The 14162-nt window shown below is 32.8% G+C and carries 8 protein-coding genes and 1 pseudogene; 6 read left to right on the forward strand and 3 right to left on the reverse strand.

Features of this window, described 5'->3' with window-relative positions; genetic code table 11:
* Nucleotides 1-3: 3 nt before the first annotated feature.
* From ACICP1_RS02555 to ACICP1_RS02565, 3 genes are all read right to left on the reverse strand, one after another.
* Entirely contained in the window at nt 4-480 is a 477-nt protein-coding gene (locus ACICP1_RS02555) for a hypothetical protein (RefSeq protein WP_264374877.1), read from the reverse strand.
* Nucleotides 477-1709, reverse strand: a complete 1233-nt coding sequence (locus ACICP1_RS02560; protein WP_264376275.1) for a DNA modification methylase — start codon at nt 1707-1709, stop codon at nt 477-479. The genes ACICP1_RS02555 and ACICP1_RS02560 overlap by 4 nt, the downstream gene beginning before the upstream one ends.
* Nucleotides 1710-1823: 114 nt before the next feature.
* The gene (locus ACICP1_RS02565; RefSeq protein WP_264376397.1) at nt 1824-2261 is read right to left on the reverse strand and encodes a Holliday junction resolvase; all 438 of its coding nucleotides are present in this window, start codon (nt 2259-2261) and stop codon (nt 1824-1826) included.
* A gap of 241 nt (nt 2262-2502) precedes the next feature.
* Between ACICP1_RS02565 and ACICP1_RS02570 the strand changes: the two are divergent.
* The 6 genes and pseudogenes from ACICP1_RS02570 (at nt 2503) to ACICP1_RS02595 (ending at nt 14161) form a co-directional block, all read left to right on the forward strand.
* Nucleotides 2503-3496, forward strand: a pseudogene (locus ACICP1_RS02570) (virulence RhuM family protein).
* A 2258-nt stretch (nt 3497-5754) separates the two neighbouring features.
* Entirely contained in the window at nt 5755-7869 is a 2115-nt protein-coding gene (locus tag ACICP1_RS02575) for an AAA family ATPase (RefSeq protein WP_019236567.1), read from the forward strand.
* A gap of 542 nt (nt 7870-8411) precedes the next feature.
* Entirely contained in the window at nt 8412-9161 is a 750-nt protein-coding gene (locus ACICP1_RS02580) for an NTP transferase domain-containing protein (protein ID WP_262986641.1), read from the forward strand.
* A 125-nt stretch (nt 9162-9286) separates the two neighbouring features.
* Nucleotides 9287-10240, forward strand: coding sequence for an NAD-dependent epimerase/dehydratase family protein (locus ACICP1_RS02585; RefSeq protein ID WP_264376250.1), 954 nt, complete (start codon nt 9287-9289; stop codon nt 10238-10240).
* Nucleotides 10197-12524 carry a glycosyltransferase gene (locus ACICP1_RS02590; protein ID WP_264377003.1) on the forward strand — a complete coding sequence of 776 codons (2328 nt, stop codon included), beginning with the start codon at nt 10197-10199 and terminating at the stop codon, nt 12522-12524. The genes ACICP1_RS02585 and ACICP1_RS02590 overlap by 44 nt, the downstream gene beginning before the upstream one ends.
* Nucleotides 12485-14161 (forward strand): WG repeat-containing protein, encoded by a 1677-nt coding sequence (locus tag ACICP1_RS02595; protein WP_263858704.1) that lies wholly within the window; start codon nt 12485-12487, stop codon nt 14159-14161. Before ACICP1_RS02590 ends, ACICP1_RS02595 begins: the two co-directional genes overlap by 40 nt.
* The last annotated feature ends 1 nt before the right edge of the window (nt 14162 follow it).

Raw genomic sequence — 14162 nt, forward strand, 5'->3', positions numbered from 1 at the left:
TATTTAAAATTTAGTGTTAGATAATTCTTCAAGCGAGTTTGTAATCTCTTCAGTTAGCGCCATATGAATCTTTTCAGTATCACTCAGTGATGCAAGTAGTGCTGAAACTCTATTTGGAATATTAAGCAAATTATTACGGACAACTCTTGCTACGTTAAATGCTTCACTTTTTACTTCTTCTACTGCTACAAGTTCACCAATCTCAGCTTTTGCCTTTGCCTCAAGCAGTTTACCACGTTCCATTTCATTTTTGATTCGAGTTTTAAGCAACATCGTGGAAAGTTTTTCTCCGTTTTCTGAATAGTTTTTTCTTCTCAATGGTTGACTTGGATCTCTTATTGCTGCTACTGCTTCATTTGCTTGTTCTCTATTGATCAAACCATCCTCCAACTCAACTATTCCTTTTTTTACTAAATAACAGACATATTGCTTTGAAAATCCTTGTTCTCTTGCCCATTCTGTTTGTGTTATTAATTTCACTTTTTTTGCTCCTTTTTTTCTTCTTGAATCTCTTGAAAAGTTTTACCAGCACCAGAAAGAATTGCCTCCCTGCCTGTATACACTTGCCAACGTTTTATCGTTACATCTACAAACTTTGAATCTAGCTCTATTGTTCTACAAATTCTTCCTGTTCTCTCACATGCAATCAGTGTGCTGCCAGAACCGCTAAATGGATCAAGTACTATGTCTCCAGATCTACTGCTGTTTACTATTGCTCTCTCCATTAGCTCTACTGGCTTCATCGTTGGATGTAGTGAGTTATGTATTGGCTTATCATAAAACCACAGATCACTTTGATTTCTTCCTCCATGCCACTCACGTTTATTGCCGCTTTTCCATCCATAGAGCATTGCTTCGTATTGTCTTTGATAATCTGATCTTCCTAGCGTAAAGTGATTCTTTGCCCAAATGATAAATGTTGACCAACGACCACCTGCTTCTTCAAATGCTTTTTGCAACGTCGAAAACTCTGATGATGATATGCAGATGTAAATTGCTCCTTTCGTATATGCTAAAATATTGGAACAGATGTAGTAGAGAAAAAGTTCGTACTTTTCACCTTGATTATCGTTTAGTATTTTTTTATCTTCTCTTTCCTGACTGCTACCGTAATCAACGTTATATGGAGGATCACATACGGTAATATCTGCCATTTTATTGTCTAATACCGCTTTATATGATTCAACTAAAGAGCTATCACCACAATAGATTCGATGATCACCTAAAATCCATAAATCCCCTGGTTTTGTTATTTCTACTTTTTTGTCATCAACAACTAAGTCAGAAAGATCTTCTTTTTCACTGTCTAAATCATCAAGAAAGTTTTGAACTTTTTCTAATTCAAATCCAGTCATTTTAAGATCAAACTGTAAATCTTCTAACTCTTGAATTTCCACTTTTAAAAGCTCATCATCCCACTTTGCCCAGTTAGCTGATTGATTAGCAAGTAGTCGAAAAGCTTTAGTTTGTGGTTCATTTAAATTATCACTGAGGACTACTGGAATACTTTCCATACCAAGTTTTCTTGCTGCTTTAAGTCTTAAATGACCATCAACCACAGTGCCATCGCTTTTTGCAACTATTGGTATACGAAAGCCGAATTCCCTGATTGAAGCACACATTCTGTTTACTACGTCATCATTTTTACGAGGATTACGCTTATATTCGACGAGGTTTTCAACAGGATAGTAGTGGATTGCTAAATTCATATCTTAATAATTAAAAAGTTAATATTCAAAATATCTCTGACACTAGAAAAGGCCTGGGGTCAGCACCACCAAACCCGCCATTATGGCCGAAAGGACCCACTTTTTATGAGCTTATTAATATCTTTCCATAACATAGAACATCAAAGCTAAAGCATCTGCTTGATTATCATCTCTAGGTGAAAAACTTTTTTCACGTATCGCTTCAATAACTTCACTCTTACTTGCATTACCTTTGCCTGCTATAAAGCGTTTTATAGTTTTAACATTAACACCTTTGTATGGTACGTGATGTTCTTCACACCAAGCAGACAGCACTGCAAGAAAACCACCATAGCAATGAGCTGCATCAGTTCCTAGATGTCTTCTTACTTCCTCAAAATACACTGCAGAAATGTCTTTCAAAGAATTAAGCCAATTACGAAAATTTAAGAAGCACATACCGCCTCCACTGAAACGACTACCATGAAAGCCTTTGCTTCCACTTTCAATTATTCCATCTGTTAGAATTGCCCAGCCCGTTTGCTTGCCAAGGTCGAGTGTTAGGATTGACATTTTCTTTGTGTTTGAAGCGTATAGAGGTAAACTAACCTCGTTGAAACAATGCCCTTCTATTATATATATACCGGATTTCTTACTACTTTTTCCGGGATTTTCTAAAAAAAAAGTTAAAATAATTTCAAAACTGCTCACCAGCTAAAGAATAAAGTAGATAGTTCTCTATTTTTAGAGTTTTACAGTTGCTTGTCTTTTTTACAAATAACCTATATGCTACTTGAAGTAAGGTAGAGTAGATATGATAATAAATGAAAACGAAATTTTATTATATACAACTCCAGATGGAGACGTGAGAATTGATGTTTTGTATCGAGATGAAAACATTTGGCTTACACAAAAAAGAATGGCGGAGTTGTTTGATGTTAATATTAGAACAATTAGTGAGCATTTACAGAACATATTTGCTAGTCAAGAGTTAGATAAAGATTCAGTTATCCGGATTTCCCGGAATACTGCTGAAGATGGTAAACAGTACCCTACACAATTTTATAATTTGGATAGCTATTGGTTATCGAGTTAATTCTAAAAAGGCTACATCTTTCAGAGTATGGGCTACAAAAATTTTGAGAGATTTCATCATCAAAGGATTTGCATTAGATAGCGAACGGCTAAAAAACGGCCTAAAGTTTGGCAAAGACTACTTCAATGAATTACTTGAAAAAATCAGGAGCATCCGAACGTAGGTTTTACCAGAAGATTACCGACATTTATGCTGAATGCTCTGCAGACTATGATCCAAATTCAGAAATAACAAAACAATTTTATGCAAAAGTACAGAATAAATTATATTGGGCGATTTACGGCTTGACTGCAGCAGAGCTATCGAGTTGATCATAAAAAACCACATATGGGACTAACTACTTGGAAAGATGGTCTAGGTAATAAAATTCATAAGAGTGATGTAAGTGTTGCAAAAAACTACTTGACTGAAAAAGAATTAAGTGAACTAAATCACATTGTCTCAATGTATCTAGATTATGCAGAACTTCAAGCAAGAAAGCATCGGCTAATGAAAATGCAGAATTGGGTTGAAAAGTTGGATGCATTTCTATTGTTCAATGATTATGAAGTACTTAAAGATGCTGAGTGCTGAAGTTGCAAAAGCTCTAGCTGAAGGAGAATACGAAAAGTATAGAGTTATACAAGATAAATTACATGAATCTGACTTTGATGAATTAATTAAAGCAAGTAAAGAAAGTGAGAAAATAACTACAACAAAAACCAGCTTGTAGTTGAGCTATCTGTGTTTGACATCTTGCTTTTGTTTTAATTTCAAGGGGGGTGAACCACCCTTTAGAAAGCCCTATCTGCCAATAAATAGTGAAAACATAAATCTTTGTCTCCATTATACGAGATAAAATTAGAGACGTAAATAAATAAATTTTGATCTTTGTCTCCATTTTAAGCGGTACATAAGTTTTAGATGCAGAAAAAGCTCAATAGAAAAAAATGATTCATTTCTGTAATTTTAGACACCTATGCCTAAAGAACAAACAAATCATATCCTCTTTTTCCGGAATACTCAATAAATTGGCTGAAATCTTGAACGGAATACATATTGTAATTTAATTGTTAGGACATTTATATTATAAGCAAAGCAGAAATTTAATAACTAAAGGAGAAAACCTATGTTTTAAAGCTAGCCACAACTTTTAAGCAAAAAAATACTCCCCTGATTAAAGATCGCTTATAAAACAACTCTAAACTCAACTAAAAGGTATTTTAATTAATCTTACTATCACGAAAGAAACTTACATATAAGTTTAACACGGTTTTCATGCCTTGTAAAGAAAATTTTTTAAAAAGAATTTAACGTTTCCTGTCTCAAATCCTTTTTTTTTAGAGAGCTATCTATAAGAGTTAAAAAATTAAAGAATAAATAAGAATGAAAAATATAAAATATAAATAGGGTATTATTATATACCTTATTTTTATTATTTATAATAATAGGGTTTTTCTCTAAACTAAGAAACACTCAAAATCAGCCAAGGAACAGCCTTTTATGATATTATAGTAGTTTGCTTGACTTGTAACCTTAAATTATGTTAAACTCCCCTACAGTAGCCCACTTCTCAGCTTAATGAGATTTCATTTTCCAATCTAAAATGGCTTAAACTGCCAAAAGTCTATATAATCTCGAATCTAAAGTACTTAATTCACAAATAATTATTATTAATAGTTTTACTAATATAGCATTTTTACGGCTACCTCTTATAGACGGAAAATCTCTCACCTGGGTATATTGTAAACACGTTAAGCTCTATTAAAGTTTAATAGAAAAATCGTAATAAAAAAAATTTTAGAGCAATTCATATTTCAAACCACATTTACAGTATATATCTGTTATGGAGGAGAAGAAAAGTAGTAGATAGCTTATTTGATTATGTAAGTGTCTCATAAGGAAAGTATAGTATATTTTGCAACATAATGCAGATGCAACTTATAGGTGGCCTTTTTGTTTAAAGTTAAAATGAAATTAAATTTTGTAATTTTTTTGAGGAGTGTAAGTTGAGAGCAGAGCTAAATTTTCAATACCACCATTGTCCTTTACAGAATTTGCGTTACCTGTTCATTTTTGTAATTTCAATGAAAAATTTTTAGAGCAAATCATATTTCGGACTGCATTTTTAGTCGTTAGAAAAGTAGGTCATTTAGTGGAGTATGAAAGCGGAGTTGTGCAAAATTTTTTAAAAAAGTGAACAGTTTTTAGAATTTTTGTGAACATATATAGTAAGGAAATAGTGTAAGTTTAAAGTCAGATGTTTTTATAATAAGGAGTAAACGTGTTTTGGAAAAATTTCCCTCACTTCCGGAAAGATCGATAAGGGATCCGGTATACTATAGTCAATGGTACAGAAATATAAGCATCTCTTGAGTTATGTTAATAAGTGAACTTAGTTTATGCAGTAAGCAACTGTTATAAATTTTCTAGCATATAGGTATATTTACTTATTAAAGTAAGCTTCAAAATGCAAATCATTTGGCAAACCTACCAAATAACCAGATGAACTTACAAAGAGAAATACAAGAAAATCAATACCTTAAGAGAATTTCAAATGGCAAATAAAATTTCATTTGGCAAAATTGCCAATCGGCTCCAAAGCTGCGTATATGTGGAGGTTTAACCAAAATGTTAAATGGCAAATTTCCTTATATATAATATATATTACATACTATAAATATGTAATATATCAATGTGACAAAATAGAAGCATTATGATTATTTAATAGGAAGTTGACATAGTGAGGAAAATATTGTAGAATTATATTAGAGTATTTTGTCTTAAAAGAAAGAAAACTCTAAGAGCCTTCAATCTTACCTTTACTGTAAACCTGAACTGACTTCCTTCACTTATTAATATATTTTTCAAGCTTTGCCAAGAGAACCACCTACTACATTTTTTACTTCATGATAAGAGAACAAGACCGCAACCAATACAGCCTTGCTCAAAAACCTTTCAAACACTTAACTTTAAAAGGAGCTTCAACCTATGGTACAAGATTTTTTAACTGATGTCAAAGAAAAAAATACTTTAAATTATGATTTTAACGACGCTGTCTCACATTTAGAACCATTAGAACAATTTGATGTAGAAGAAATAAAAAGACAACTATTATTAAACATCAGATCATGCCTTTCTTATTTATTTCCAAGAGGAACTTTTCATGGTGACAAATTTCAGATAGGTGATGTACAAGGTAATAAAGGCAAAAGCCTCAAAGTTGAATTAGCGTATGGCAAGGTCGGATTATGGATTGATTTTGCAACTGGGGACGGTGGTGACATTATTGATCTTTGGGCAGCTGCACATGGGAAAAACGCTAAAATAGAATTTGTTGAAGTAATTTCTTCGATAAGTGAATGGATAGGATGTAACAAGCGACCTACTAAAGAGCAAAAGAGAATAACTCAATGGGACTATCTCGATCAGGATAATCAGTTGATTGCCAGCAAATATCGTTATGATACTGCTTCAGGAAAAAGTTATCAACCATTTGATGCTAAAAAATCTACCTTTACTGCACCTGAGATCAGGCCTCTGTATAACATTCCAGGCATCACTAAATCTGATAGAGTGATATTGGTAGAAGGGGAAAAATGTGCTGAGCTACTCATAGAACAAGGGATCACTGCAACAACAGCAATGTTTGGAGCAAAAGCACCTATTGAGAAAACTGATTGGACTCCACTTAAAGGTAAACACATTATTATATGGCCAGATAACGATGATCCTGGAAAAGATTATGCTCAAGAAGCCGCAAAAAAGCTTTCTGGTTTTGGAGTTGCATCACTTTCTATTCTCAAGATTCCTCAAGATAAGCCAAAATCTTGGGATGCTGCAGATAGTGTGCTAGAAGGAATGAACGTTGAAGAATTTATCCTTAACAACAAAAGCCCTTATTCTTCAAGAAAGTCAAAAAGAATTGATACTACAGTTTGGACCAATATCCCTCCAGAAAGAAAGTGGGTTATTAAGGATTGGCTCCCTGTAGGAAGTGTTACAGCTCTTTATGGTGATGGTGGTGTTGGAAAATCTCTCCTTGCTCAACAATTAATGACAGCCGCTGCTTTTGGTAAACCTTGGCTTGGAATAGATCTGGAAAAAATAAAGACATATGGTGTGTTCTGTGAAGATGATGAAGAAGAACTTTGGCGTCGGCAATGCGCAATAAATGAATTTTATCAATCAGGTATGGAATCTTCTGATTTTCAGGATAATGTTGGCTTATGGTCACGAGCAGGGCACAATAATCAACTTATGGTTTTTAATAACAAAGATACTGGTCAATTAACTACGTACTTTCAAGAGTTACTTGAGGATATTGAATCGTTTCAGCCGAAGCTTGTGATATTAGATACAGCAGCAGACCTATTTGGAGGAAATGAAAACGACCGTTCTCATGTGAGACAATTTATTCAAGGTTGTTGTGGTCGAATAGCTCAAGCAATAAAAGGAGCTGTTTTATTACTTGCCCACCCTTCTGATGCGGGAATAATACGTAAAACTGGCACAGGCGGTTCAACAGCATGGAATAATACAGTAAGGTCTCGTTGGTATTTGACTAGACCAGATAAAGCTAATGCTTCTCCTGATGAGAGAATTTTATCGCGCAAAAAATCTAACTATTCGCAGTGCAATAACGGGCAAATGACACTTTACTGGAAAAATGGGGCATTTGTACATGACAATTCAGTTTTAAATTCAGAACCAATAATCAGAGATCAATATAGTAAAAAGTTGGATTTAGAACGGATGAGAAAACATGAGGTTATCTTGAATTTAATTCGCAGTAGCGCATATCAAGGTAATATTTATACTGCTGGACAATTTGCAAAGCGTTTTGAAGGAGAAGAGGGGCTTGGCAGTGAGCGCAATATTAGAGAAAGAATAAATAATCTTGCAACTCTTGGACAGATTAAATTCTTTCGTAATGCTGCAGGATATGGGACCAATTCTAAATATGGATTTCTTTGTGTGCAGGATATGGAATTTAAAGTTTCAGTAGGAGATAAAGTAGAGCACAAGTTAATAAAGCCAACACATTACTATCTACAAGCAAATGGTGCGGTCTTGCCTATTAAAGATTTAGATGTTTTGTGGTAATTTTTCAAAAAGTTTCTGAAAATAGCAATTACTTTTATTCAAATTTTCAGGATGTTGAGAGCATTTAAGAGGGGCAAGTGAGTTTTCTAAAAAACCTTCATACAAAATTTTCTTTACAATGAATAAAAATGACGATAAAATCATGTGCAAGTTTATTTTATACTAATAGAATTAGTATAAGTACATTTTATTCAAATTTTAAAGGGCATTACAGACGCTAAAGAGATACAATCGATTGGGTTGGACACACTCGCTTTAGAACTTAATTACAGGCTTTTTGGTGAATTAAGCAGTAGTTACCTTATTTCAAACAGAGTGGTCTAAGAGGTTTCATCAATAAAAACCATACTTGAAAGTAGCACACACTCAATTATAACTATGGGGCGTCTCTTTCTAAAATTTTACTTAAGAATTACTACAGATGCTAATTTAACGAATTTTGTCTGTTCGATGGTAGTTATTTTCCTCTAGAAAATCAAAGTGGACTTTACATCTTACTAATTATAAATTAACTTACTACCTAATCAATTCCTGAATTATGTATGAGTAAAATTTTGATAATATTAGCAGCAGGAAAGAGCAGTAGAATGAATTCTGAATATCCAAAAGCGTTGCACCAAGTGGGAAATCTTACTCTTTTAGAACATATAATTTCTAATGCAAAATCGCTGAGTCTAAAAAGCTTATCAATTGTTGTTAACAACTCCCTTCTAAAAGATTTAGAAAACTTTGATACTCTAAAAAGTATAATCGATCAATACAATATAAAACTAATAATTCAAGAAGATATTACAGGCACTGGCACTGCAGTTAAAATTGCTCTAGAAAATCTGGAGGAGTTATCTGATCAAGACATAGTTTTAATACAGTATGGAGACACTCCTTTTATATCTAGCGATACAGTTATGAAAATGACTGATTGTTTAAAGTATAATAATTTAGTTCTTCTTGGATTCAATAGTCAAGATGAACAATATGGAAGATTAGTAATTGATAATTACGGAAATGTTCAAAAAATCCTAAAAAATGGAGATAAAATGCTTCTTGCAAACTCTGGAATAATGGCTTTATATGCTAAAGATCTCTTTACCTTAGTAAAAGAAATAAAATTCAATAATTCGACCAATGAATATTGTCTTAATGATATAGTGCCCATTGCAGCAAACAATAACTTGAGTGTAGGTTATGTAGTTTCTGATGAAAGAGAAGCAATGGGAGTAAATAATAAAGAGGATTTGATTAAAGCCGAACACTATTTTCAAGAAAGAAGGCAGCCAACTTTTCTTTCATAACTACATTTTTTTATTCATTAATTTAAGTTGACATTTGTTTTATACTGGTTTTATAATACCTTTTGATTCTTACTTGTAAGATAATTGGTACGACAAATTTTCCTATTTGTAGTGAGAGGGTATACATGGGGATATTAATAACAGGTGCTGCAGGTTTGATAGGGTCAACCTTGGTGAAAAAGTTAGAAAACCAGGGCCATGAAGTAATAAGCTGTGATATTAGGTTTCGCAACAATCCACTCAGTTTTTTTTCAGAAGATATAGTACCACTACTTGCTAAGTGTACAGGAATTATTCATCTGGCTGCAATTTCTCGAGTTATACATGGTGAACTTTATCCTGAACTGTGTAAAAAAATTAATGTTGATGGTACAATGCAGTTTTTAGGGTTATGTAAGTCACTTCCAAATAAACCATGGTTTATATATGCAAGTAGTAGGGAAGTCTATGGAGAGCAGAAGGAACTGCCGGTTACAGAATCTGCTAGTATCGATCCAATAAATAATTATGCCAAAGGTAAAGCATTTATTGAGAAGCAAATAACAAGTTTAAAAGATTTTAATGTAGCAATATTACGCTTTTCAAATGTATACGGTGGTTTACTAGATCATAACAGTAGAGTAATTCCCGCACTCTGTATTAATGCATTAAGAGGTGATCCAATTAAAATAGAAGGTAAAGAATGTGTTTTTGATTTTACCTACTTGGATGATGTTATAGAGGGTATATGCTTAACTGTTAAATATTTACAAAGTGAAAAATCTTCTCTTCCTGCTATTCATCTTACTACTAATAGCCCATGTACTTTAGAAAACTTAGCAAAAACAATATTAAAAGTCACGAAAAGTGATTCTAGAATTGATTTTTATCCTCCAAGAAATTTTGACGTAACTAAGTTCCATGGTGATTTTACTAGAGCTAAAGAGCTACTTGGTTGGTCTCCAAAGCATTCATTAGAAGTAGGATTAAGCAATTTTATAAAAAGTCTACAAAACAATATACAAGAGTATCCTAACAATATAGATATGGTAATATATGAAAATATTAAAAGTTATTCATGGTTACCCTCCTTATTATAGCGCTGGTTCAGAGGTTTACAGCCAAACTCTTGCTCATGAACTAGCAAATAACAATGAGGTACAAGTATTTACTAGGTATGAAAATAGCTTTTTACCTGATTTTTATTACACTACAGTCCTAGATCGTAGTGATTCTCGAATCTTACTGCATTTAATTAATATACCCATAGCTAAATATCGTTATAAATTTATTAATGAAGAAGTAGATATAAAATTTAAAAGAGTAATAGATAACTTTCAGCCAGATCTTATACATTTTGGTCATCTTAATCATCTATCAATTACTTTACCAGAAATTGCTTTTAAAGAAAATATACCTACAATTTTTACGCTACATGACTTTTGGTTAATGTGTCCAAGAGGAAGGTTTATTCAACGCAATTCTGAAGATTTATTACAGCTTTGTGATGGACAAAAGGATCAAAAATGTGCAACCCAATGTTACAAGGGATATTTTACAGGAGATGAAGAATTCCTGAATTCAGACCTAAATTATTGGGAACAATGGGTTGCAACTAGAATGAAGCACACAAGGAAAATAATAGACTATATAGATTACTTTATTTCCCCATCGAAATTCTTGATGGATAAATTTACTCAGGATTTTTATGTTCCGATAAACAAAATTTCTTATCTTGATTATGGTTTTGATCTCAATCGTCTTAAGAATAGAAATAGAGTACAAGAAAAAGAGTTTATTTTCGGTTATATTGGTACTCATACTCCCGAAAAAGGTGTTGATCTATTATTGAAAGCTTTTTCTCACTTATCATCTAAAGCAAAACTTAGAATTTGGGGAGCAGCAAGAGAAGAAACTAAAGCTTTAAAAGCGATTGCCGATCAGTTTTCACCTGTTGTTAAAGAAAGAATAGAGTGGATGGGAAGTTATGATAATAAGAATATAGTTACTGACGTATTTAATAAAGTTGATGCAATAGTCGTTCCTTCAATTTGGGGTGAAAATTCACCGTTAGTAATACATGAAGCACAGCAACTTAGAATACCAGTTATAACAGCCGATTATGGTGGTATGGCAGAATATGTAAGAGATGGACTATTATTTAAGCACAGAGATGCAAGTAGTTTGTCAGAAAAAATGCAAGTCCTATCTACAAATCAGGAGTTATACAATAAACTTACCCAAAAAGGCTATCCTTATACTAAAAATGGAAATATACCTTCTATGAGTGAGCATATTGAGAAACTTAACAAGATTTACCGTAATGCTATTGAAAAGAAAGGCAAATCAGTAGCTGTTAAACCCGGTCCTTGGAGAATTACTTTTGATACTAATCCAGATTACTGTAATTTTGCTTGTATAATGTGCGAATGTTTTTCACCATACAGCAAAGTTAAAGAAGAAAAGAAAGCTAAAGGAATAAAACCTAAGATACTGTCGATAGAAACTATCAGAAAAGTAATTAAGGAAGCAGCTGGCACACCTTTAAGGGAAATCATTCCTTCTACTATGGGTGAGCCTTTAATGTATAAAAGCTTTGATGAAATAATCAATTTGTGCCATGAGTTCGGCCTTAAGCTTAACCTCACAACCAATGGTTCTTTTCCCATTAAAGGAGCTAGAAAATGGGCTGAACTATTGGTACCAATTTTATCTGATGTTAAGATTTCCTGGAATGGGGCAACTAAAGAAACTCATGAAAGAATCATGAAAGGTTCAAAATGGGAAGTAGTGACAGAAAATTTAAAAACTTTCCTTGAAGTTAGAGATAAATACTTTAGCGATACAGGTGAAAGGTGTACCGTTACTTTACAATTAACATTTTTGGAAAGTAATTTACATGAACTCTATGACATAGTTAAGATGGCCATAAAAAACGGCATAGATAGAGTTAAAGGACATCATCTTTGGGCACATTTTGAGGAAATTAAGGATCTATCTATGAGAAGAGATGAGTTAGCAATTAGTAGATGGAATACAGAGGTGAGAAGGTTATATGAGCTTAGAGATAATATGCTATTACCAAATGGTAAAAAGATAAAATTAGAAAATTTTACAATTCTTTCTCAAGAAGGTATTAAGGATTTGGCTCCAGGTGGTCAATGCCCATTTTTAGGTAAAGAAGCATGGATAAACAATGAAGGAAAGTTTAGTCCTTGCTGTGCTCCAGATGAACTCCGTAAGACATTAGGAAATTTTGGTAATGTTAATGAGGTTAAACTCGAGGAAATATGGCAGAGTAGTGAGTACCTAAGCTTACAAAAGAATTATTTAAATTACAAATTATGCAAAACATGCAACATGAGAAAACCTTTGATCAATTAATCAAAGATAATCTTAAATCTATTAAAATTTCACCGTGTGAGAGTTTTCACGAATTACTAGGAAATCCTTTGTATGAAGATAGGTTTATAAAGGTTGGTAAATTTCATGAGCCCGGTCTTGCACCGGTTTATGATCAGACAGGTGCTTATCATATCAATGTAAGAGGAGAAGCAGTTTATCATCATAGATTTCTAAAAACTTTTGGATTCTACTTTAATAGAGCGGCCGTAGAAGATGATACAGGGTGTTACCATATTGATTCATCTGGATGTAGAGTATACAAACAGTCGTATCAATGGATTGGAAATTATCAGGAAGATATTTGTGTAGTTAGAAGACATGATAAATGTTTTCATATTAATTTAAATGGCAACAGGATTTATCAGGAGGAATATGATTATGTTGGAGATTTTAAGGATGGTATCGCTGTAGTCTATAAGGATGGTAAAGCTACACATATTAATCATCATGGAAAGTTAGTACATAATAAATGGTATAAAAAACTTAATGTTTTTCATAAAGGGTATTCTATTGCAGAAGATCAACATGGTTGGTTTCATATAGATATTAATGGTGATCCTGTTTACCAGCAGAGATTTAAAATGGTAGAAGCATTTTATAATGGGATGGCAAAAGTTGAAACTTTTGAAGGTGTGTTAGGACAAATCGATATTACCGGAAATGTAAAGTTTAGTATTTTTGATTTAGGTAAAGAATCTCAAGTGCATAGGATTTCTGCAGAACTTTCAGCCTTTTGGAAAACTTACCTAACAAGCGTTGCTATTGAACTTGATTTGTTAAATATTTTACCTGCAACTGTGCCGTTTTTATCTAAAAAGTTAAACATTATCGTACCAAATCTAGAAAGGCTGTTAAGGGCGTTGTGGGAAATAGGGTTTATTGATTACGATAAGGACGAGGACTTATGGAAACTATCATCAAAAGGTAAGTGTTTTAAGGAAATACCATTTTTGCCAAAAGCAGCAACAATGTGGGCAAGAGTTGCCGCTGAAAAGAATTGGTTAAAGATGGCCGATATACTAAAACAGAAGTCTATCTCTTCATTTGAATCTTTTAAGGAAAGAGAAGCATCAGAAGATAAGAAAATAGCATTTTACCAAGCATTACTAGGATATTCTAGGTTTGATACTAAAGAGTTTAATTCTAGAATTAATATAGATGATGCTAAGAATATATTGCTATTTGGTGTACACTCTTTATTTCTTGCTTATTCTGATATACACAATAAAGGTTCTATAGGCCTATATAACGAACATAAAGTACCAAGACAGTTAGTAGAAAATTTAAAAGTCAAACTTATAACTCAGGAAGAACTATCAGTTACAAATTATGAATTAGGTGTCTTTTGCCGCTTTCTACAGCACTATGATGATGATAAAGTATTGTCTTATTTAAAATTGGTCAAAGGAATATCTCGTATTTTATTGATAGAAACTATTTTAGATTACCGCTCTCCAACTGGAGGCTCTGTAGATATTAATGTCATGGTTGAAACAGGAGGTAAACTAAGAACATTAAACGATTGGGAAAAAATACTCAAACAAGTAAAAGGATTCAAAATTTTTGCTGTTTTACCTTTAACAGATTACTTATCAGTTATTGATGTCAGATGTTAAT

The sequence above is a fragment of the Wolbachia endosymbiont (group B) of Ablattaria laevigata genome, from assembly GCF_964277395.1.
Taxonomy (GTDB): Bacteria; Pseudomonadota; Alphaproteobacteria; order Rickettsiales; family Anaplasmataceae; genus Wolbachia.

What these genes read in the sequence shown, in the direction of transcription:
- ACICP1_RS02560 (WP_264376275.1), bottom strand. Translation starts at nt 1,709, where the DNA reads ATGAATTTAGCAATCCACTACTATCCTGTTGAAAACCTCGTCGAATAT.
- ACICP1_RS02590 (WP_264377003.1), top strand. Translation starts at nt 10,197, where the DNA reads ATGAAAATATTAAAAGTTATTCATGGTTACCCTCCTTATTATAGCGCT.
- ACICP1_RS02575 (WP_019236567.1), top strand. Translation starts at nt 5,755, where the DNA reads ATGGTACAAGATTTTTTAACTGATGTCAAAGAAAAAAATACTTTAAAT.
- ACICP1_RS02595 (WP_263858704.1), top strand. Translation starts at nt 12,485, where the DNA reads ATGCAAAACATGCAACATGAGAAAACCTTTGATCAATTAATCAAAGAT.
- ACICP1_RS02580 (WP_262986641.1), top strand. Translation starts at nt 8,412, where the DNA reads ATGAGTAAAATTTTGATAATATTAGCAGCAGGAAAGAGCAGTAGAATG.
- ACICP1_RS02585 (WP_264376250.1), top strand. Translation starts at nt 9,287, where the DNA reads ATGGGGATATTAATAACAGGTGCTGCAGGTTTGATAGGGTCAACCTTG.
- ACICP1_RS02565 (WP_264376397.1), bottom strand. Translation starts at nt 2,261, where the DNA reads ATGTCAATCCTAACACTCGACCTTGGCAAGCAAACGGGCTGGGCAATT.